At 71.2% G+C, this 19,827-nt stretch carries 18 protein-coding genes, 1 pseudogene and 1 riboswitch; of the genes and pseudogenes, 10 read left to right on the plus strand and 9 right to left on the minus strand.

The genetic code is table 11. The features are described 5' to 3' along the window. Nucleotides 1-3: 3 nt before the first annotated feature. From H7A72_RS01345 to H7A72_RS01355, 3 genes and pseudogenes are all read left to right on the plus strand, one after another. A complete protein-coding gene (locus H7A72_RS01345) occupies nt 4-1,197 on the plus strand; it encodes a MarP family serine protease (protein ID WP_185221391.1) in 1,194 nt (397 codons plus the stop codon). Between the two features lie 47 nt (nt 1,198-1,244). Then, nucleotides 1,245-2,148 (plus strand): annotated as a pseudogene (locus tag H7A72_RS01350) (IS5 family transposase). After that, nucleotides 2,145-2,444: a hypothetical protein gene (locus tag H7A72_RS01355; RefSeq protein WP_084451238.1), complete on the plus strand. Its 300-nt coding sequence runs from the start codon at nt 2,145-2,147 to the stop codon at nt 2,442-2,444. Before H7A72_RS01350 ends, H7A72_RS01355 begins: the two are co-directional and overlap by 4 nt. A 61-nt stretch (nt 2,445-2,505) precedes the next feature. Here the strand turns inward: H7A72_RS01355 and H7A72_RS01360 are convergent, their stop codons facing one another. Beyond that, nucleotides 2,506-4,200, minus strand: coding sequence for a S8 family serine peptidase (locus H7A72_RS01360; RefSeq protein WP_185221392.1), 1,695 nt, complete (start codon nt 4,198-4,200; stop codon nt 2,506-2,508). Nucleotides 4,201-4,271: 71 nt separating this feature from the next. Next, nucleotides 4,272-4,450, plus strand: a riboswitch (cobalamin riboswitch). Nucleotides 4,451-4,489: 39 nt separating this feature from the next. Between H7A72_RS01360 and H7A72_RS01365 the strand changes: the two genes are divergently transcribed. From H7A72_RS01365 to H7A72_RS01395, 7 genes are all read left to right on the plus strand, one after another. Further along, nucleotides 4,490-5,548, plus strand: a complete 1,059-nt coding sequence (locus tag H7A72_RS01365) for an iron ABC transporter permease (protein ID WP_223277729.1) — start codon at nt 4,490-4,492, stop codon at nt 5,546-5,548. Then, nucleotides 5,545-6,345: an ABC transporter ATP-binding protein gene (locus H7A72_RS01370; protein ID WP_185221393.1), complete on the plus strand. Its 801-nt coding sequence runs from the start codon at nt 5,545-5,547 to the stop codon at nt 6,343-6,345. Before H7A72_RS01365 ends, H7A72_RS01370 begins: the two co-directional genes overlap by 4 nt. Beyond that, a complete protein-coding gene (locus H7A72_RS01375) occupies nt 6,342-7,400 on the plus strand; it encodes an ABC transporter substrate-binding protein (protein WP_185221394.1) in 1,059 nt (352 codons plus the stop codon). Before H7A72_RS01370 ends, H7A72_RS01375 begins: the two co-directional genes overlap by 4 nt. A gap of 24 nt (nt 7,401-7,424) precedes the next feature. Then, a complete protein-coding gene (locus H7A72_RS01380; protein WP_159451198.1) occupies nt 7,425-8,147 on the plus strand; it encodes an enoyl-CoA hydratase/isomerase family protein in 723 nt (240 codons plus the stop codon). 2 nt (nt 8,148-8,149) lie between these two features. Further along, complete coding sequence (locus tag H7A72_RS01385) at nt 8,150-8,752, plus strand: hypothetical protein (protein ID WP_185221395.1); 603 nt, start codon at nt 8,150-8,152, stop codon at nt 8,750-8,752. Between the two features lie 231 nt (nt 8,753-8,983). Next, nucleotides 8,984-9,613 carry a DUF47 domain-containing protein gene (locus H7A72_RS01390; RefSeq protein ID WP_084451491.1) on the plus strand — a complete coding sequence of 210 codons (630 nt, stop codon included), beginning with the start codon at nt 8,984-8,986 and terminating at the stop codon, nt 9,611-9,613. A 5-nt stretch (nt 9,614-9,618) separates the two neighbouring features. Then, nucleotides 9,619-10,620 carry an inorganic phosphate transporter gene (locus H7A72_RS01395; protein WP_305066840.1) on the plus strand — a complete coding sequence of 334 codons (1,002 nt, stop codon included), beginning with the start codon at nt 9,619-9,621 and terminating at the stop codon, nt 10,618-10,620. A 100-nt stretch (nt 10,621-10,720) separates the two neighbouring features. Here H7A72_RS01395 and pstB read toward each other — a convergent pair whose 3' ends face one another. From pstB to H7A72_RS01435, 8 genes are all read right to left on the minus strand, one after another. Continuing rightward, nucleotides 10,721-11,500 (minus strand): phosphate ABC transporter ATP-binding protein PstB, encoded by a 780-nt coding sequence (pstB, locus tag H7A72_RS01400; protein WP_072623531.1) that lies wholly within the window; start codon nt 11,498-11,500, stop codon nt 10,721-10,723. Between the two features lie 23 nt (nt 11,501-11,523). Further along, the gene (pstA, locus tag H7A72_RS01405; RefSeq protein ID WP_185221396.1) at nt 11,524-12,588 is read right to left on the minus strand and encodes a phosphate ABC transporter permease PstA; all 1,065 of its coding nucleotides are present in this window, start codon (nt 12,586-12,588) and stop codon (nt 11,524-11,526) included. Continuing rightward, a complete protein-coding gene (gene pstC, locus H7A72_RS01410) occupies nt 12,588-13,529 on the minus strand; it encodes a phosphate ABC transporter permease subunit PstC (protein WP_185222251.1) in 942 nt (313 codons plus the stop codon). Before pstC ends, pstA begins: the two co-directional genes overlap by 1 nt. Before the next feature lie 137 nt (nt 13,530-13,666). Continuing rightward, nucleotides 13,667-14,779, minus strand: coding sequence for a phosphate ABC transporter substrate-binding protein PstS (gene pstS / locus H7A72_RS01415; RefSeq protein WP_223277731.1), 1,113 nt, complete (start codon nt 14,777-14,779; stop codon nt 13,667-13,669). 194 nt (nt 14,780-14,973) lie between these two features. After that, nucleotides 14,974-15,930, minus strand: coding sequence for an NUDIX hydrolase (locus H7A72_RS01420; protein WP_185221397.1), 957 nt, complete (start codon nt 15,928-15,930; stop codon nt 14,974-14,976). Between the two features lie 2 nt (nt 15,931-15,932). Continuing rightward, nucleotides 15,933-18,212, minus strand: coding sequence for an RNA degradosome polyphosphate kinase (locus H7A72_RS01425; protein ID WP_185221398.1), 2,280 nt, complete (start codon nt 18,210-18,212; stop codon nt 15,933-15,935). Between the two features lie 5 nt (nt 18,213-18,217). Next, complete coding sequence (mshD, locus tag H7A72_RS01430) at nt 18,218-19,117, minus strand: mycothiol synthase (protein WP_223277732.1); 900 nt, start codon at nt 19,115-19,117, stop codon at nt 18,218-18,220. Beyond that, entirely contained in the window at nt 19,114-19,818 is a 705-nt protein-coding gene (locus H7A72_RS01435; protein WP_185221399.1) for a response regulator transcription factor, read from the minus strand. Before H7A72_RS01435 ends, mshD begins: the two co-directional genes overlap by 4 nt. Between the last annotated feature and the right edge of the window lie 9 nt (nt 19,819-19,827).

Genomic DNA, 19,827 nt, shown 5'->3' on the forward strand with positions numbered 1-19,827 from the left:
ACTGTGACCTCAGCCCTCGCACTCGACCTGGTCCTCGTGCTCGCGCTCGGCCTCTACGTCATCGGCATGTACCGCGCCGGGCTGGTCGCCGGGGCGCTGGCTTTGGTGGGGCTGCTCGGCGGTGGGCTGCTCGCCCTCTGGGGCCTGCCGACCCTGCTCGACCGGTGGTCGCCGGCCGACGGTGACCCGGCCGCCCGGATCGCCCTCCTCGTCGGCGGTACTGCCGTCGCCGCGGTGCTCGGCCAGCAGCTCGGGGCCGCGATGGGAGCGCGCTGGCGATCGCGGCTCGAGAGCCGCTCGGCGCGCGTGACCGACTCCCTCCTCGGTGCGGCCGGCGCCCTCGTCGTCGGGGCGGGGCTCGTGTGGCTGGCCGCGTCCGCGGTCGTCGGCGGGCTCTCGTCGACGCCGCAGGCCGTCTCCGACTCCCGGGTCCTGCAGGGCATCGACCGCGTGATGCCGGCGTCGGCCGACCGGGCCGTCGCGGGCGCCTACCGCTCGCTCGACAGCGGGCTGCCGCGGGTCTTCGCGGGCGTGGCCCCCGAGGAGATCCGGCCCGTCGAGGCCCCGGCCGAGGGGGTGACGCAGGGGCGCGGCATCGAGGCGGCCGGCCAGTCGGTCGTCCGGGTCGCCGGCGGCGCCTGCGGTCGCACCCAGACCGGCAGCGGGTGGGTGGCCGCCGACCAGCGGGTGGTGACCAATGCGCACGTCGTCGCCGGCGTCGACCGACCCCGGGTCCAGGTCGGCGGTACCGGGCGCTCCTATGCCGCGACGACCGTCGCCTTCGACCCCAAGCGCGATGTCGCGGTCCTCGCCGTGCCCGACCTCGAGGCGCCGGCCCTGCCCACCGGCGAGCGGCAGGCCCACGGCGACGACGTCGTCGTCGCCGGGTTCCCGCTCGGCGGCCCCTACGACCTCGAGGCCGGCCGGGTCCGCGACGTCCTGCAGGCCCGCGGGGCCGGCATCGACGGGTCCCTCGGCGTCACCCGCGACATCTACTCGATCAATGCGCAGGTCCAGCAGGGCAACTCGGGTGGCCCGCTCCTGTCCCCGACGGGCCAGGTCGTGGGCACGGTCTTCGCGAAGTCACCCACCGACGAGCGCACCGCCTACGTGCTCACCCTCGAGGAGACCCGCCCGGTGGTCGAGGCCGGCCTGCGGGCCGGGGCGGCCGTCGACACGGGGGAGTGCGTGGCCTAGGGCGTGTTGCTAAAGGTCCGATCGCAGTGATCGGTCACGCTTGAGGCATGTCGCGTGACGTGGTCTCCGATGATGCATGGGCTGAGATCGAGCCGCTCTTCCCGCGAGCGAAGCCGAGAGGGCGTCCGCCGGCGGATCGTCGGGTCGTGGTGGAGGCGGTGGCGTGGCGGTTCCGGACAGGGGCTCCGTGGCGGGACCTGCCGGAACGGTTCGGCAACTGGAACACGATCTACAAGAACTTCAACCGGTGGTCCGAGCAGGGGGTGTGGGCGCGGGTGTTGGAGAAGACGCAATCCCTCGCACGCGAGTCCGGGGATCTGGACTGGGTCGCGTCGATCGATTCGACGATCGTGCGCGTACACCAGCACGGTGCGACACTTCCGCGCACCACAGGGGGATCAGTCGAACTACAAAAAGTTCGGTGAGGAACCGCCCGACCACGCAATCGGCCGATCCCGCGGTGGGCTGACGACGAAGAATCACCTGGTCTGCGACGGGAAGGGCCGAGCCCTCGCGTTCATCCTCACTCCCGGGCAGGCTGCGGACACCAGCATGCTGAGCGCGACGCTGAGCGAGATCCGCGTCCCAGGCGCGAGGGGCAGGCCACGGTCAAGGCCGGACCGGGTGCTCGCGGATAAGGGCTACCCGTCCAAGGCGAACCGGGCGTGGCTGCGTCAGCGCGGGATCGCGGCGACAATACCCGAGCGCGACGATCAGATCGCTCGCCGCCGCAAGCGCCGCGGGCGACCGATCGACTTCGGCGAGCAGCAACGGGACCGCTACCGTGATCGCAACGTCGTCGAGAGATGCTTCAACAAACTCAAGCAGTGGCGCGGAATCGCGATGCGCTCAGACAAGACCGCCCGCAACTACCACGCCGGACTCTGCCTCGCCGCGACGCTCCACTGGATCTGCACTGGCAGGGGGTCGCACCCTAGGATCGGCAAATGACCAACGACATCGAGATCGAGCTCTGCTGCTTTCTATGGGCGCACGAAGGCGAGGCCCTCAGCCTTTCTGCCTATGAGGACCGGGTGCTCGCCCTTGTTCCCGCCCATGGTGGAGAGGTCATCCGCCGCGCTGTGAGCGATGGATCGAATGGTCGACCGCACGAGGTCCAGCTCTACCGCTTCCCGAATCAGACCGCGCTTGACGCGTACCTCGCCGATCCCGCACGCCTGGCCCTCGCAAACGACCGAGACCAGGCCATCGCCCGAACCGAACTGTTCCCCGTGTCGCTTCGCTGACCGGCCGCGCTGTCCCTGCCACTCCATCGCCAACTCGGATATAGCAACACGCCCTAGCGGCTCAGCGCACCGCCCGGTCGGCGTTGACGACGCCCTCGCCGAAGATGCCGTTGCGCTGGTCGTCGCCGACGCAACGCACGCTCCCTTCGTCACCGGGGCAGGGGATCTCGGTGGCGCTCTCGCCGAGCCGCTCGGCCACGTCGTCCGGGGCCATCCGGTCGCCGTGGGCGCTGATGATCAGCGCGGCGACGCCCGAGGCGTGGGGCGAGGCCATCGAGGTGCCCTGGTTCCAGACGTAGAGGCCGCACCGGCCGTCGGGGTCGGGGTCGTTGCCGCTGATCGACTCGGGGCAGCTGCGCACGACGATGTCGGCGCCGGTCTCGGTGACCCGGCCCTCGGCGTCGACGAGGCCCTCGGCCGTGACCACGGAGCGCGAGGCCGCGGAGAGGATGCCGCCGCGGCCCGAGGTCTCCTCGCCGCCGGGGGCGGCGACGTCGACGAGGCCGTCGTCGGGCGTCGAGGTCCAGTTGCTGAAGGTCGAGCGCACATTGCCCTCGTCCACCGAGGCGACCGAGATGACGTGCTCGCCGGCCAGCGGCAGTCGCTCGCAGGTCTTTGGGTCGATGGTCCGGTTGCGCGGGTCGCCGCCGTAGTTGGGGCTCGAGCTGTCGCGGCTCGGGTCGCCCATGTCGGCGCCGTCGTTGCCAGCGGAGGTCACGAGGGTCACGCCGGCCTCGTGGGTGAGGTCGAGCGACCGGTGGACGAGCTCGAGCATGACGTCCTGGAAGGCGGCCTGCTCCGGGCTGTCGCCCGGCGCCCCGCCCTCGCAGGCGTAGAGCCACGGGTCGACGTAGAAGCTCATGTTGACCACGTCGAGCCGCTGGTCGGCGGCGTGGGTCAGGGCGTTGACCGTGGGGCCGAGGAAGAAGAGCCCGGCGTCCTGCCCGGCCCGCAGGTCGACGAGCGTCACGCCCGGGGCCACGCCGGTGACGCCGAGGTCGTTGGCCGCGGCGGCGATCGTGCCGGCCACGTGGGTGCCGTGCCCGCCGTCGTCCTCGCCGACGGGGTCGATGCAGTTCTCGTGCTCGCACTCGCCGTCGATGTCGGGGATGTCGCTGACGAAGCTCTTGGACAGGCCCCTGTCGAGCACGGGCGCCAGGTCGGGGTGGCTGGCGTCGATGCCGGTGTCCATGACCCCGACGCGCACCTCGGGGCGCCCGGGAGTCACCTCGTGGGCGCCGCGCGCATTGACCGCCTCCATGCCCCAGAGCCAGCCGTCGAGGGGGTCGCCACCCTCCGGCACGTCCGGGGGCGAAGGGAGGTCCGCTGCGGGAGTCGTGTCGCCCGGGTCGGGCTCGGCAGGCGGCTCGGGGGTCCAGGAGGCGCTGCGGTCGGTCACCGCGTCGGTGACGCCGTCGACCCCCTTCGCCCGCTCGGCGACGTCGTCGTCCTCGCTGCGCAGGGTCACCATGCCCACCGCGGTGTTGACGGAGGTGAGCGAGAGGCCCTCGGCCTCGAGCTCGTCGGCGACCCTGTCGGTGTCGCCCGGGTCCTCGACGAGGACCACCCAGTCGCGGCCCTCGCGCGGCGGGTCGAAGAGCTCGAAGCTCGACTGCGCCGGCGTCGAGCTCGGCCGGCTCGTGGCGCTGCTCGAGGTGGGCGACGAGGTCGCGTCGTCGTCGCCCTCGATGAGCGAGCAGCCGCCCACCGTCAGCGTCAGCGCGACGAGCGCACCCCAGGTCCTGCGTCCGCGCATGGTGGTCCCCTCTGTGCGTGCGGTGTGCCCCGAGTCTAGGAGGCGAAGGGAGGTCGCGGCAGGCGGTGCCGTAGGGTCGGGGGCGAGCCAGACGCACACCAGTGCAGAGGGAACCCGGTGCAAGTCCGGGACTGTCGCGCAGCGGTGAGGGTGACTGGCGGGGTACGACGCCACTGGGCAACCAGCCCGGGAAGGCGCCCCGTCGGGATGACCCCGAGTCCGAAGACCTGCTGGCTCGTCACATCCGACCGGCCTCGCGATCAGGCCCCCGATGCATCTGGAGACCCCGGTGTCCCACGACCGTCCCGGCGGACGACGTGTCCCCGCCGTCCCGCTCCTCGTCGCGCTCGTCGTGGCGACGGCGGTGAGCGCGGTGGTCTCGCTCGCCTTCGGCTCCGAGCCGCTCAGCGTCTCCGGCGTCGTCGACGTGCTGCGCGCGCGGCTCGCCGGCGGCCGGGGCAGCGACCCGACCTACGACACGATCGTCTGGGAGTTGCGCGCGCCGCGCGTCATCATGGCCGTCGTCGTCGGCGCGGGGCTGTCCATCGCCGGTGCGTGCATGCAGACGCTCGTGCGAAACCCGCTCGCCGACCCCTACCTGCTCGGGGTCTCCTCGGGCGCCGGCGTCGGCGCCACGCTCGTCATCGTCCTCGGGGTCTTCAGCGGTCTGGGCATCTGGGCGCTGTCCGCCGGCGCCCTCGGCGGCGCGCTGCTCGCGACCGCCCTCGTCTTCGGGATCTCCATGGCCCAGGGCGGGATCACCCCCCTTCGGCTCGTCCTCACGGGCGTGGTCATGTCGGCCGCCTTTTCCTCCGTCTCGAGCTTCCTCGTCTTCTTCAGCGCCGACCCGCGGGCGACCCAGTCGGTGCTCTTCTGGCTGCTCGGCAGCCTCTCCGGCTCGGTGTGGGAGCAGATCCTGCCGTCGGTCATCGTCGTCGTGCTCGCGACGCTCCTGCTCGTCGCGCTGCACTCGTGGCTCGACGCGCTCGCCGCCGGCGCCGACGTGGCCTCCGCGCTCGGCGTGCCGGTCAAGGGCCTGCGCATCGCCCTCTTCGTCCTCGTCTCCGTGCTCGTCGGCGTGCTCGTCGCGGTGTCCGGGGGGATCGGCTTCGTCGGTCTCGTCGTCCCGCACCTGGCCCGGATCGTCGTCGGGGCACGGCACCGCGTCGTCCTGCCGGTCGCCGCGGTCGGTGGCGCCCTCTTCATGCTCTGGGTCGACGTCGCTGCCCGGACCGTCGTCGCGCCCCAGGAGATCCCGCTCAGCGTGGTCACCGGTCTGGTCGGGGCACCCGTCTTCCTCCTGCTGCTCGGCCGCCGTCACTACACCTACTCGGGAGGCGGCGAATGAGCCACCTGACCTGCCACGGGCTCGCCGCCGCGATCGGCGGGCGCACCATCGTCTCCGGCGTCGATCTCGACGTGCCGCGCGGCTCGATGCTCGCGATCGTCGGGCGCAACGGCAGCGGCAAGTCGACGCTCCTGCGGGCCCTCACCGGCCTGCGCCGCCCCGTCGCCGGGACCGTGCAGGTCGACGGTGTCGACCTGGCCGACCTGACCCCGCGGCAGCGGGCGACCCGACTGGCCCACGTCGCGCAGGAGGACGGACCGCCCGAGGACCTCCTCGTCGGCGAGATGGTCGCCATGGGCCGCATCCCGCACCGGCCGCCGTGGGCCCTCGACGCGAAGGGGGAGCGTCACCTCGTCCTCGCCGCCCTCGAGCACGTCGACCTCGCGGACAAGGTCGACCACCCCTGCCAGCACCTGTCCGGTGGCGAGCGCCGCCGGGCGATGCTCGCCCGCGGCATCGCGCAGGGCAGCGACCTGCTCGTCCTCGACGAGCCGACCAACCACCTCGACGTGCACCACCAGATCCAGCTGCTCGAGACGGTGCGCTCGCTCGGGTGCACGGTGATCGCCGCCGTGCACGACCTGCAGCTCGCGGCCGCCCACTTCGACGCCGTCGCGGTCCTGCACGACGGCCGCCTGCACGGCGTCGGTCACCCCGCCGACGTGCTCACCCCAGAGGTCCTGCGCGAGGTCTTCGACGTCGAGGCGCGGCACCTCACCGACCCGGCCACCAGTCGGGTCCACCTCGTCGTGGGCGCAGGAGCGCCCGTCCCCGCCCACCGGAAGGCCCACGCATGATCCCCCTTCGCCCTGCCCACGCCACCGTCGCGGTCCTCGCGGCGGGCCTGCTCGCCGCCTGCGGCGGTGACAGCGGCACCGACACCACCGCCGCCGACGGCGAGGTGACGATCTCCAACTGCGACACCGACGTGACCCTCCCTTCGCCTGCGGAGCGGATGTACGTCGGCGGTGACGGCAACCTGCTCGCCATGGTGCTCTCGCTCGGCGCACAGGACCAGGTGGCCGGCGTCAGCGCGCTGAGCGACACCAAGGCCGCGCTCTCCACCGCCTACGGCGCGGACGTCGTCGACGCACTCCCCGTGGCGACGAAGGACTACCCGACGATGGAGAACGTCATCGCGCAGGAGCCGGACGTCATGCTCGCCGGCTGGAACTACGGCTACTCCGAGGAGAAGAACCTCACCCCCGACCTGCTCGAGCAGCGCGGCATCGCCCCGTACGTCCTGTCCGAGAGCTGCCGCCAGGCCGACGGCAAGCGGGGGACGATGCCGCCGTGGGAGGCACTGTCGGCCGACATCGACAACCTCGGCAAGATCACCGGCCACGAGGAGGAGGCCGAGGAGGTCAACGCCGACATCGATGCGCGGCTCAAGGCCCTCGAGGCCGCGCCGCAGCCCACGAAGGCCCCGACGGTCTTCCTCTTCGACTCCGGCACCAAGCAGATCTTCACCTCCGGCTCCTTCGGCGGCCCGCAGGCGATCATCGAGGCCGCGGGAGCGCGCAATGCCACGGCCGAGGTCGAGGACACCTGGACCGAGGTCTCGTGGGAGCAGCTCGTCTCCTCCGACCCGGACTTCTTCGCCTTCGTCGACTACGACGGGCAGAGCTTCGAGGACAAGGTCGAGGTGCTCAAGAGCAACCCGGCGACCAAGGACCTGCCGGCGGTCACGGAGGAGCGCTTCCTCAACCTGCCGATCCCGGCGTGGACGAGCAGCCCGCTCAACATCAACTCCGCCGAGCAGCTGCGCAAGGCCCTCGAGGAGCATGGCCTCGTGCCCGCCAGCGACATCGAGCCCGAGCACGACCTCGTGCCGAGGGCATCGAAGAACTGAGCCGTGGTGACTAAGGTGCGTGGTGTGGGAGTCACGTACGAAGCATCCGACCGCCTTGCCCGCATCGTCCTCGACCGGCCCGAGGCCGGCAACGCGCTCGACCTCGAGATGGCCCGCGCCCTGCGCGAGGCCGTCGAGCGGGCGCTCGGGGACCCCTATGTCGACATCATGACGCTCACGGCCAACGGCGCGGACTTCTGCCTGGGGTCCGACACGATCGATGCCGAGTCGGCGGACGACCCGACGACCGCGGTCTTCGAGCTCGCGGCCGCCCTCGAGGAGCTCTTCGCCCTGCTCAACTCCTCGAGCAAGCTCGTCCTCGTGGGTGTCCACGGCCGCGCCATGGGGTCCGGTCTGGGCCTCGTCCTCGCCGGTGACCTCGCCTTCTGCGCCGACGACGCGACCTTCTGCGTCGCCCCCAAGGGCGGCACCGGTGCGCCCGACCCGGGCCTGGCCTGGCTGCTGCCCCGGGCCATCGGGCAGCAGCGCGCTCTGAGTTTCGGCCTCGGTGGACGCACCCTCGACGCGGCGACCGCCGACGACTGGGGCATCGCCGAGCTCGCGCCCGAGGGCGACGTGCCGGCCGCGCTCGAGGACGCCGCCGACAACCTCGGCGGCAAGCACCTGTGGGCCAACTCCGAGATGCGTCGCCTGCTGCACGCGTCCTGGGAGACCTCACGCACCGAGCTCTCGCAGTCCGAGGCCGTGACCCTCGTGCGCGCCCTGCTCAACCGCAACCGGGCCTGACCGTGGGCGAGCCGGGCCGTCCCCGCCGGCCGCTCCACTTCGGTCCCGACGCCATGGAGGCGCACGGCGGCACCCTGCCCGACCCCGCCGAGACGGCCGCCGCGGCCCACGCAGCGGCGCAGACGGTCGTCGAGGCCGGACGCGGCGGTGCCTCGCCGGAGACGACCGCGCGCCTCGTGCGCCTCGTCGAGGACGTCGGCATCGACACCCTGGCCCAGCTGTGGGCCGACCGCCCGGCTCGCTCGCTGCCCGGCGCACTGTGGCGGGTCTACGTGCTGCGCGCCTGGATCCAGCGCGGGCCCGAGGTGGCGGCGCGCGAGTACGCGGCCGGCATGGCCGTGGCGCAGGTCAACCACGCGATCGCCGGCGTCGTCGACCCACCGGGTGCCGACGAGGTGCGCGACCTGTCCGACCGGATCCTCGGAGGCATCTTCGACGGCGACCTCGCCGTGGCGCTCGAGCGCGCCGCGGCCTTCTGCCGCGTCGTGGCCACCGGTCGGGCGAGCCTCGACGACGGTGACGTCACCGCCGCGGCGGCCATGGTGGGCACGGCCGAGGACCTCGAGGCGAGCGCCCGGCTGTGGCGCGCCGGCAGCCTGGACTGAGCCGCGGGAACATCGTGACCTTCATCGCCGTTACGCTGTGTCGGTGCGCCGGGTCGCGGTAGCCCCGGGTCCCAAAATTCGCCGCTACGAGCGGCCGTGCGCCGTGAGGCGCTCCCGACCCGGCGCACTCCCCACGGTGCCGTGTGAACTCCCGATGACGCACAGGTGGCGAGTCGGTTCTAGGCTGTGCACCGACCACTGACTCCATCCCCTGATCCGGAGACCCACACCGTGGCCTTCTTCAGACCGGCTTCTGCCCGGGACGATGCCTTCTTCCAGCTCCTCGCCGACAGCGCCCGCCATGCGGTGACCGCTGCCGAGCTGCTCACCCAGCTCATCGCTGCACCGCCGGCCGATCGTGCCGAGATGCTCCCGCGGCTCAAGGACATCGAGCACGAGGCCGACGAGGCGACCCACGCGATCATCCACAAGGTCAACTCGAGCTTCGTCACCCCCTTCGACCACGTCGACATCCTCGAGCTGGCGGCAGCCCTCGACGACTGCACCGACATCCTCGAGTCGGTCGGGCAGCACATCGTCCTCTACCGGATGGAGGGGCTGATGCCCGACGTCTCCCGGCAGATGGGCGTCATCGTGCGCATGGCCGAGCTGACCGCCGACGCGATGCCCCGGCTGGCCGGCATGAAGTCCCTGCCCGAGTACTGGGTCGAGATCAACCGGCTCGAGAACGAGGGCGACGTCATCTACCGCACCCTCCTCGGTGACCTCTTCGACGGGGCGGTGACCGACCCGATCGAGGTCATCAAGCACAAGGACATCATCGAGCGCCTCGAGCAGGGGGCCGACGCCTTCGAGGGTGTCGCGCACCGCGTCGAGAGCATCGCCATCAAGGAGTCCTGACCCTCGTGGAGTGGCTCCCCGTGGCCGTCGTCACCCTCCTGGCGATGGGCTTCAACTACACCAACGGCTTCCACGACGCGGCCAATGCGATCGCCACGTCGGTCTCGACCCGCGCCCTGACGCCGCGGGCGGCGCTCCTCATGGCGGCCGTGGCCAACCTCGTCGGTGCCTTCTTCGGTGCCAAGGTCGCCGAGACGGTCGGCAAGGGCATCATCGAGGCGCCCGACGGCCACCTCGGTCTCGTCCTGTGCGCCGCGGCCCTGCTCGGCGCCATCGGGTGGAACATGCTCACCTGGTGGTTCGGTCTGCCGTCCTCGTCCTCGCACGCCCTGATCGGCGGTCTGGGCGGGGCGGCGCTGGCGGCCGGCGCGACGGTGAAGTGGACGGGCATCCTCGAGAAGGTCGTCGTGCCGATGGTCGTCTCGCCGATCGTCGGCATCTTCGTCGGCTACCTCGTCATGAAGCTCATCCTGCGGATCTTCCGTGACTCCAACCCCGGCCGGACCAAGCGCGGCTTCCGCATGGCGCAGACCGCCTCGGCGGCCGCCATGGCCTTCGGCCACGGCATGCAGGACGCCGCCAAGACCGCGGGCGTCGTCGTCCTGGCCCTGACGGTCTCGGGCTACCAGTCCTCCGACGACCACCACATCCCGATGTGGGTCCTCGTCATGTCGGCCGTCGTCATCTCGATGGGCACCTACTCCGGCGGCTGGCGGATCATGCGCACCCTCGGGCGCGGCATCATCCACCTGGACCCGCCGCAGGGCTTCGCGGCCGAGCTGACCGCCGCCTCGATCCTCTACGTCGCGACGATGCTCAAGGCCCCGATCTCGACGACGCACGCGATCACCGCAGCCATCATGGGCGTGGGCTCGACCCGTTCGCTCAAGGCGGTGCGCTGGGGCGTGGCCAAGAGCATCGTCGGTGCGTGGATCTTCACCTTCCCCGGTGCGGGCCTGACGGCCGTCCTCTTCATGTGGGTCCTGCGGCCGCTCACCGGGGTCTGACGCCCCACCCTCCCGGGACGACGAAGGCCGGCGGATCCCCCCTGTCGGATCCGCCGGCCTCGCCGTTTCCCCCTTCGCTCCCCGACGAAGGGGAGGTCTCTCACCCGAAGCGGCCGGAGATGTAGTCCTCGGTCGCCTTCTCGCTCGGGTTGTTGAAGATCTTCTGGGTGTCGTCGAACTCCACGAGCTGGCCGGGCTTGCCGGTGCCCTCGATGTTGAAGAAGCCGGTCCGGTCCGAGCACCGGGCCGCCTGCTGCATGTTGTGGGTCACGATCACGATCGTGTAGTTCTCCTTGAGCTCGGCGATGAGGTCCTCGACGGCGAGCGTGGAGATCGGGTCGAGGGCCGAGCACGGCTCGTCCATGAGGACGACCTCGGGCCGGACCGCGATGGTGCGGGCGATGCACAGCCGCTGCTGCTGACCACCCGAGAGGCCCGAGCCGGGCTTGTCGAGGCGGTCCTTGACCTCGTTCCACAGGTTGGCGCCGCGCAGGCTGGTCTCGACCAGCTCGTCGGCGTCGGACTTCTTGATCCGCTTGTTGTTGAGCTTGACGCCGGCGAGGACGTTCTCGCGGATGGACATGGTGGGGAAGGGGTTGGGCTTCTGGAAGACCATGCCGACCTTGCGGCGGACCATGACCGGGTCGACACCCTTGCCGTAGAGGTTCTCCCCGTCGATGACGACCTCGCCCTGGACGTGGGCGCCCGGGATGACCTCGTGCATGCGGTTGAGCGACCGGAGGAAGGTCGACTTGCCGCAGCCCGAGGGGCCGATGAGGGCGGTGACCGACCGGGGCTCGATGGTGACGGAGACGTCCTTCACGGCGAGGAAGTCGCCGTAGTAGATGTCGAGGTTCTTGACGTCGATGCGCTTGGACACGTCGTGGTTCCTTGTCTGTCGCGTCAGCGACCGGTCTTGGGGGCGAAGAACTTGGAGATGAGGCGGGCGACGATGTTGAGCACCATGACGATCACCATGAGGACCAGTGCGGCGGTCCAGGCGGCGTCCAGCAGACCGCCGGTCGGGTCGCTGCCGTTGTTGGCGTAGGAGCTGTACGCGAAGAGCGGCAGGGCGGACATCGAGCCGTCGAAGGGGTTGAAGTTCACGGCCTTGGCCGCACCCATCGTGATGAGCAGGGGAGCAGTCTCACCCATGACGCGGGCGATGGCCAGGGTGATGCCCGTGGCGAGCCCGGCGATGGCGGTGGGCAGAACGACCTTGACGATCGTCAGCCACTTGGAGACGCCCAGGGCGTAGCTGGCCTCGCGCAGCTCGTTGGGCACCAGACGCAGCATCTCCTCGCTGGAGCGCACCACGGTCGGGATCATCAGCACCGACAGGGCGACGGCGCCGACGATGCCGGCCTGGTAGGCCTCGTCGTCGAGGATCATCGTGAAGAAGCCGATGGCGAAGAGACCGGCGACGATCGACGGGATGCCGGTCATGACGTCGACGAAGAAGGTCAGGCCCCGGGCCATCGGGCCCTTGTTGCCGTACTCGACGAGGTAGATCGCGGCGAAGAGGCCGATCGGTACGGAGATCAGCGTCGCGATCCCGGTCGTGATGAGCGTGCCCATGATCGCGTGGTAGGCGCCGCCGGTGTCGCCGGCGGCCACGCCGCGCATCGAGTAGGTGAAGAACTCGACGTCGAAGCGGGCGAAGCCCTTGGACAGGATCGTCCACAGCACCGAGACGAGCGGCACCATGGCGAGCAGGAAGGTCGTCGTGACGACGCCCGTGACCAGACGGTCCATGGCGTGCCGGGAGCCCTCGATGCTGCGCGAGACGAGGTAGATGGCCATGCAGTAGAAGAGCGCGCCGACGAGGATGACGGTGAGCGGGCTCAGGCCGCCGACCACGGCCAGCAGGGCGATGGCGGCGACGGCCGCACCGGCGAGGATCGCCACCCGGGCGGGCTGGCCCAGGCGACCCTCCGCCTGGACGTCGTCGTGGGTGGTGGCGGTCATCAGTTGGCTCCAGAGAACTCGGATCGGCGGGAGATGATCCACCGGGCGAACATGTTGACGAGGAAGGTGACGATGAACAGCGCCAGACCCGAGACGAAGAGGGTGCTGCGCTCGACACCGAAGGACTCGGGGAAGTTCAGCGCGATGTCACCGGCGATGGTGCCGGGGGTGTTGGGCGTCAGCAGCTCCCAGGAGTAGCCGCCGCCGCTCGAGGAGAGAATGATCGCGACGGCCATCGTCTCGCCGAGGGCGCGGCCCAGGCCGAGCATGGACCCGGAGACGACACCGGACTTGCCGAAGGGGATGACCGTCTGGCGGATCATCTCCCAGCGGGTGGCGCCGAGGGCCAGCGAGGCCTCCTCGTGCAGGCGCGGGGTCTGGAGGAAGACCTCGCGGTTCACGGCCGTCATGATCGGCAGGATCATGATCGCCAGGACGATGCCGATCATCAGCATCGTGCGTCCGGTCGTCGTGACCGACTCGCCGCCGAAGAGCGGGATGAAGCCCAGGTGCTCGTGGAGGAACTCGAAGGACGGGACCGCGCTTTGCGCGATCTGGAAGCCCCACAGGCCGAAGATGATCGAAGGCACGGCCGCGAGCAGGTCGACCACGTACCCCAGGCCCGCCGCGAGGCGTCGCGGTGCGTAGTGGCTGATGAAGAGCGCGATGCCGATGGACAGGGGCACCGCGATGATCAGCGCGATGATCGAGGAAAGCAGGGTGCCGAAGATCAGCGGCCCGACGTAGGCGAGCAGGCCCTCCTGTCCGCGGACCTCGGAGGGATCGGCCACGAGGGCGTCCTTGGCCCCGAAGAAGAGGAAGAAGGTCACCCCCACGAGGACGAGGAGGATGACGGCTCCGGCCGAGACGGACAGACCGCTGAAGATCGCGTCGCCGAACCGGCGTCCGGACTTCAGCTCGCTCCGTCCGGTGGAGTCCACTGCTGGGGTGCTGCTCACGGTGTCCTGCTGCTTCCTTCAGGGGGTGGGGAAGTTGAGTGGGGGCCGACAGGCCGATCGGCCCTGCGACTGCACTGCAGCCACAGGGCCGATCGGATCGACCCTGAGGGTCACTGAGGTCAGTCGGTCTTGATCTGGCCCAGGGCGTCGGTCGCGTTCTTGGTCGCGGCCTCGCTGAGCGGGGCCGAGCCGGCCGCCTCGGTGGAGGCCTTCTGGCCGTCCTCCGACACCGCGTACTCGAGGTAGGACTTCACCGTGTTGGCGACCTCCTTGTCCTCGTAGTCGCTGCAGGCGACGGCGTAGGAGACCAGGACGACCGGGTAGACGCCCTCGCCCGCGTTGCCGCGGTCGAGCTCGACGGCGTAGTTGGTCTTGCTGCTCTCGTCGACGCGCTTGGCGCTCTCGAGGATCTTGGCGGCGGCGTCGGGGCTGTACTCGATGAACTCGTCGCCGGCCTTGATCTTGGCGGCCTTGAGGTCACCGATCTGCGAGGCGTCGGCGTAGCCGATGTTGCCCTCGCCGGCGCCGATGGTGTCGACGACACCGGAGGTGCCCTTGGCGGCCTCGCCACCCTTGATCGGCCAGACGTCCTCGGGCTCGTGCGTCCAGTTGTCCGCAGCGGCCTCGGAGAGGTAGGCGGAGAAGTTCTTGGAGGTGCCCGACTCGTCGGAGCGGTTGACCGGCGTGATCTTGGTGTCGGGCAGGTCGACGCCCTCGTTGTCAGCGGCGATCTTCGGGTCGTTCCACTTCTTGATCTTGCCGGAGAAGATGTCGGCGATGACCGGGGCGCTGAGGTTGAGGTCCTCGACGTCCTTGAGGTTGTAGGCGACGGCGATCGGGGAGACGTAGACCGGGAACTGGATCGTCTCGCCGGTGCAGCCCTTCTCCTTGGCCGAGGCGATCTCCTCGTCGTCCATCGCGGAGTCGGTGCCGGCGAAGTTCACGGCGCCGTTGATGAACTTCTCGCGGCCGGTGCCCGAGCCGTCGGGGGCGTACTCGACGGTGGCGTCAGGGGCCTCCTCGGTGAACTTGGCAATCCACTCGTTCTGGGCCTTCTCCATCGAGCTGGCGCCAGCACCCTTGATCGTGCCGGCAGCGGACGAGGCGTCGCCGCCCTCGCCGGACGAGGAGTCGCCGCCCTCGTTGCCGGCGCCGCAGGCGGCCATGGTGAAGGTCAGGGCAAGAGCAGCGGTGGCGGTCAGGGCCTTGCGGCTGCGGGTGGAACGAGTCACGTCTGTCGAACCTCTCTACAGGGGTTGGCCACGTGCTCCGCGACGGCAGTCCGTCGCGACCGCCGTGGTCGTACGCATCGAAGGTAGGGACGCCTGGTGACCGGACGGGTCGCGATCGGTGAACAGTCGGTGAATCACGGCTGCACAGTGCGTGGTCGGGTCGCGAAGTGCGGCTGGGCGGGGTAACGCGCGCGTCAGCCGCGGTCGCGCGGGTGGTGTCGCTCGGCCGCGACGATCCGGGCCTCGTCGCCCGTGCCGACGACGTGCACGAGCAGCACCTCCCCCTTCGCCAGACCGGTCATCAGGGCGTCCTCGATGACCGACCGGCCGACGAGGCCCGGGGCGAGGGAGGGGTCGCTGCGCTCGAGGAGCAGGGCGACGAGGTCCGGCAGGACCGGTCCGTGGCTGCACAGGGCAGCGGGCACGCCGCGCTCGAGCAGGCGGCCGAGGTGGTGGCGGGCCTTCGCCGGGTCGGCGGCATGGCCCTCCTCCGACAGGCCGGGCTTGAGCCGCAGCCGCTCGCCGCTCGCGGTGGCGTAGGGGGCGAGGGTGTCGGTGGCGCGCGTCGAGGGGCTGCTCACGAGGCGCTCGATGCCGTAGCCGGCGAGCAGGGGCACGAGGTCGGCCGCCTGCTCACGGCCCCGGTCGTCGAGGGGGCGCAGCCAGTCGTCGTCGGTCCACGAGGACCGGGGGTGGGCCCTGGCGTGGCGCACGACGGCCAGGGGCCAGGTCGAGAGGGTGCCCCGGGCGTCGGCGGCCATGAGCGCCTCGACCTGGGCGACGTCGTGGGGGTAGGTCAGCCGCGAGAGGGCCTCGCCGGCCTCGAGCCAGGCCACCTCGTCGACCTCGTGGACGAGGCCGCCGTCACCGCCGGTCACCTCGGCGGCCCAGTAGCGCACCTCCTTGACTGCCGGGCCCGACTTCGAGGCGACGGTGTAGGTCGTCGTCGGCAGCGGGTGCCCGAGCCGCACGCGGAGCCCGGTCTCCTCGAGGGTCTCCCGCGCTGCGGCGACGGGGAAGGTCTCGCCGGGGTCGAGCTTGCCCTTGGCCCATGACCAGTCGTCGTAGCGGGGCCGGTGGACGAGGGCGATCTGCAGGCGTCCTCGGCGACGACGCCATGGCAGGGTCCCCGCGGCCAGGACGGTGGCCATCGTCAGCGCCGTGCCTTGCGGCGACGCTTGGCGTGCATGGCGATCAGGGTGGCCTGGATGTCGGGCAGCGGGGCGCCGTCGGCACCCTGGTGCACTCGCGTCCAGCGGCCGTCGCCGTCGAGGCTCCAGTGGGCGTAGTCGCCGGACATGCCCCGCTCAACGAGGTCGAAGACCTGGTCGACGTGGCGGGGTTCCTTGATCCGCACGAGAGCCTCGACCCGCCGGTCGAGGTTGCGGTGCATGAGGTCGGCGGAGCCGATCCAGGCCTCGCGGTCGGCGCCGGTGCCGAAGAGGAAGATCCGGGAGTGCTCGAGGAAGCGGCCGAGGACGGAGTGGACGCGGATCGTCTCGCTCAGGCCGGGGACACCCGGCCGGATCGCGCAGATGCCGCGGACCCAGACGTCGACCCGCACCCCCGCCTGGCTCGCCCGGTAGAGCGCGTCGATCGTCCCCTCGTCGACGAGGGAGTTGACCTTGACCGCGACGTAGCCGTCGCCCGTGCGTTGCTGGCGCTCGACCTGGCGCTCGACCCGCTCGACGAGACCGTCGCGGATGTGCCGGGGCGCGACGAGCAGCCGCTTGAACTTGCTGCGCGGCGCGACGCCGGACAGCTGGTTGAACAGCCGGGTGAGGTCCTCGCCGACCTCGGGGTCGGAGGTGAGGATGCCCATGTCCTCGTAGAGCCGGGCCGTCTTGGGGTTGTAGTTGCCCGTGCCGACGTGGCAGTAGCGCTTGACCCCGTCGGGCTCCTGCCGCACGACGAGGGCGAGCTTGCAGTGGGTCTTGAGCCCGACGATGCCGTAGACGACGTGGACGCCCGCGTGCTCGAGCTTGCGGGCCCACTCGATGTTGGCCTGCTCGTCGAAGCGCGCCTTGATCTCGACGACGGCGAGCACCTGCTTGCCCGCCTCCGCGGCGTCGATGAGCGCGTCGACGATCGGGCTGTCGCCGCTGGTGCGGTAGAGCGTCTGCTTGATCGCCAGGACGTGCGGGTCGGCGGCCGCTTGCTCGATGAAGGCCTGCACCGACGTCGAGAAGGAGTCGTAGGGGTGCTGCAGTAGCACGTCCTGACGGGCGATCCGTCCGATGAGGTTGGCGGCCTTGGCGGACTCCGCCGGCGCCAGGTCGGCATTGGTCCGGGCGACGAAGGGAGGGAAGTGCAGGTCGGTGCGGTCGAGGTCGGCGATCTCGTTGAGACCCCGCAGGTCGAGCGGGGCGGGCAGCCGGTAGACCTCGTCGGCGGAGACCCCGAGCTCGCGGCTCAGCAGCTCCATGACGTGGGCGTCGAGGTCCTCCTCGACCTCCAGGCGCACCGGCGGGCCGAAGCGTCGTCGGGTCAGCTCCTTTTCCAGCGCGGCGAGGAGATTTTCGGCGTCGTCCTCCTCGACCTCGAGGTCCTCGTTGCGGGTGACCCGGAAGGAGTAGTGCTCGTGGACCTCCATGCCGGGGAAGAGGTGGTGCAGGTGCGCGGCGATGACGTCCTCGAGCGGCACGAAGCGCGCCTCGAAGAGGTCGGAGGTCACCGACGCCTGGGCGCGGCGCACCTTGAGGAAGCGCGGGAGCGAGGGCGGCATCTTGATCCGCGCGAAGTGCTCCTTGCCCGTCTTGGGGTTGATGAGGATCACCGCGAGGTTGAGCGAGAGGCCGGAGATGTAGGGGAAGGGGTGGGCCGGGTCGACGGCGAGCGGGGTGAGTACCGGGTAGATCTGGTCGCGGAAGAGCTCACCCAGGCGGTCCTGCTCGGCCTGCTCGATCTCGCTCCAGCGCACGATGTTGATGCCCTCCTCGGCGAGGGCGGGGCGCACGCTCTCGTCGAAGATGCGGGTCTGCATGAGGGTCAGGTCGTGGGCGATGCGGGCGATCTGCTCGAGCACCTCGCGCGGCTCCAGCCCGGAGGGGCTGCGCACCGCGATGCCGGTGGCGATGCGGCGCTTGAGGCCGGCGACCCGCACCATGAAGAACTCGTCGAGGTTGCTCGTGAAGATCGCGAGGAACCGGGCGCGCTCGAGCAGCGGGACGCTCTCGTCGGCGGCCAGCTGCAGGACCCGCTCGTTGAACTGCAGCCAGCTGATCTCGCGGTCGAGGAAGCGGTCGACCGGCAGGTCGGGTGCCGCGACGTCCTCGTGGGAGCCGGCCCGGGTGAAGCGGCCGTTGGCCGCGCGGGGGCGCAGCTCGGGCGTCGCGTCGGGCGCCGAGGAGCTGATCGAGACGTCCCCGGTGGCCGCGCCGGGCCGCGGGGTGCGCACGGCCGGCCGTGGGGCTGGGGCGGAGGCATCCGACATGTCGCTCATCCTGCCATCGGGGGGTGAACCTCGCGTGAATACATCACGTGGAGCGCCTTGCGCTCGAAGCCCGCCCGGCCGTAGGTGGCCAGCGCCGGTGCATTGTCGCCCTCGACGTAGAGCTCGACCTCGCGCACCCCGCGGCGGGCGAGGTGGGCCAGCCCCAGGCCGGTGAGCGGCCCGGCGATGCCGTGCCCCTGGCAGTCGGGGTGCACCCCGACGACGTAGACCTCGCCGAGGTCGCCGCCCGGCGGGTCGATCTTGGTCCAGTGGAAGCCGGCGAGCCGGCTCGGGTCGCCGTCCTCGAGGAGGATCACGCCCTCGGGGTCGAACCACGGCTGGGCCGCGCGCTCGGCCAGACCTGCCTCGTCGAGGGCCCCCTGCTCGGGGTGGTCGACGAAGGCCGCAGCGTTGACGGCGAGCAGTGCCGCCTCGTCCTGCCCCGGTCGGAAGGTGCGGTGCCGCAGCCCCTCCGGCAGCGTCGGGTCGACCTCGTCGCCCGGGCGCACCGCGCGGGAGAGCACGAGCAGCCGGCGCACGACGTGCAGGCCGAGGCTCTCGGCCAGCGCGCGGGAGGCCGGCAGGTCCCCGTGCGCCCACGGCCGGGCGTCGGGTCGGCGCTCCAGGACCCTCGTCAGCAGAGCCGTGCCGACCCCCTTCGCCCGATCACGGGGGTCGACGAAGGCCTCGACGGACCCGTCGTCGGCGCACGCCGCGTAGCCGAGGAGCCGGTCGCCGTCGGTGGCGACGACGTGGTCACCCGCCCGGGGCAGGGCGAGGACGAAGGCCTCGCTGAGCGGCTCGACGCCGTCGACTTCGGCGGCGGCCGCGGCCGCGGCCGCGGTGCGCACCTGCTCGAGCATGCTCGGCTCGAGGACGTCGAAGGGGGTGATGGTCACGGTCACAGGGACACCGCCTCGTGGTCGGTCTGGTCGTCGTGTGCCGGCACGAACCGGTAGCCGACGTTGCGGATCGTGCCGATGAGCTGCTCGTGCTCGCTGCCGAGCTTGGCCCGCAGCCGCCGCACGTGCACGTCGACGGTGCGGGTGCCGCCGTAGTAGTCGTAACCCCAGACCTCCTGGAGCAGCTGGGCCCGGGTGAAGACCCGGCCGGGGTGCTGCGCGAGGTGCTTGAGCAGCTCGAACTCCTTGTAGGTCAGGTCGAGGAGCCGCTTGCCCAGCCGGGCGGAGTAGGTGCCCTCGTCGATCGTCAGGTCCCCGGCGACGATCCGCTCGTCGGTGTCCTCGTCGTCGGCATCGGACCGGGTCATCACCAGGCGCAGCCGCGCCTCGACCTCGGCCGGGCCCGCGCCCTCGAGGAGGATGTCCTCGACCGCCCACTCGGCGTTGACCGCGGTGAGGCCGCCCTCGGTGAGGATCGCGATCACGGGGACCGTGGTGCCGGCGGTGCGGATGACCCGGCACAGCGAGCGGGCCTGGACCAGCTCGGTGCGGGCGTCGACGAGGACGACGTCGACGGCCGGCGCGTCGACGATGGCCGAGGCCTCGGCCGGGAGGGTGCGCACCTGATGACCGAGCAGCCCCAAGGCCGGAAGGACCTCGGCGCTCGGCGCCAGGTCGTCCGTGAGGAGCAGGAGTCGGGCCATCACCGGACA

The sequence above is a fragment of the Janibacter sp. YB324 genome (genome assembly GCF_014217915.1).
GTDB classification, from domain to species: Bacteria; Actinomycetota; Actinomycetes; order Actinomycetales; family Dermatophilaceae; genus Janibacter; species Janibacter indicus.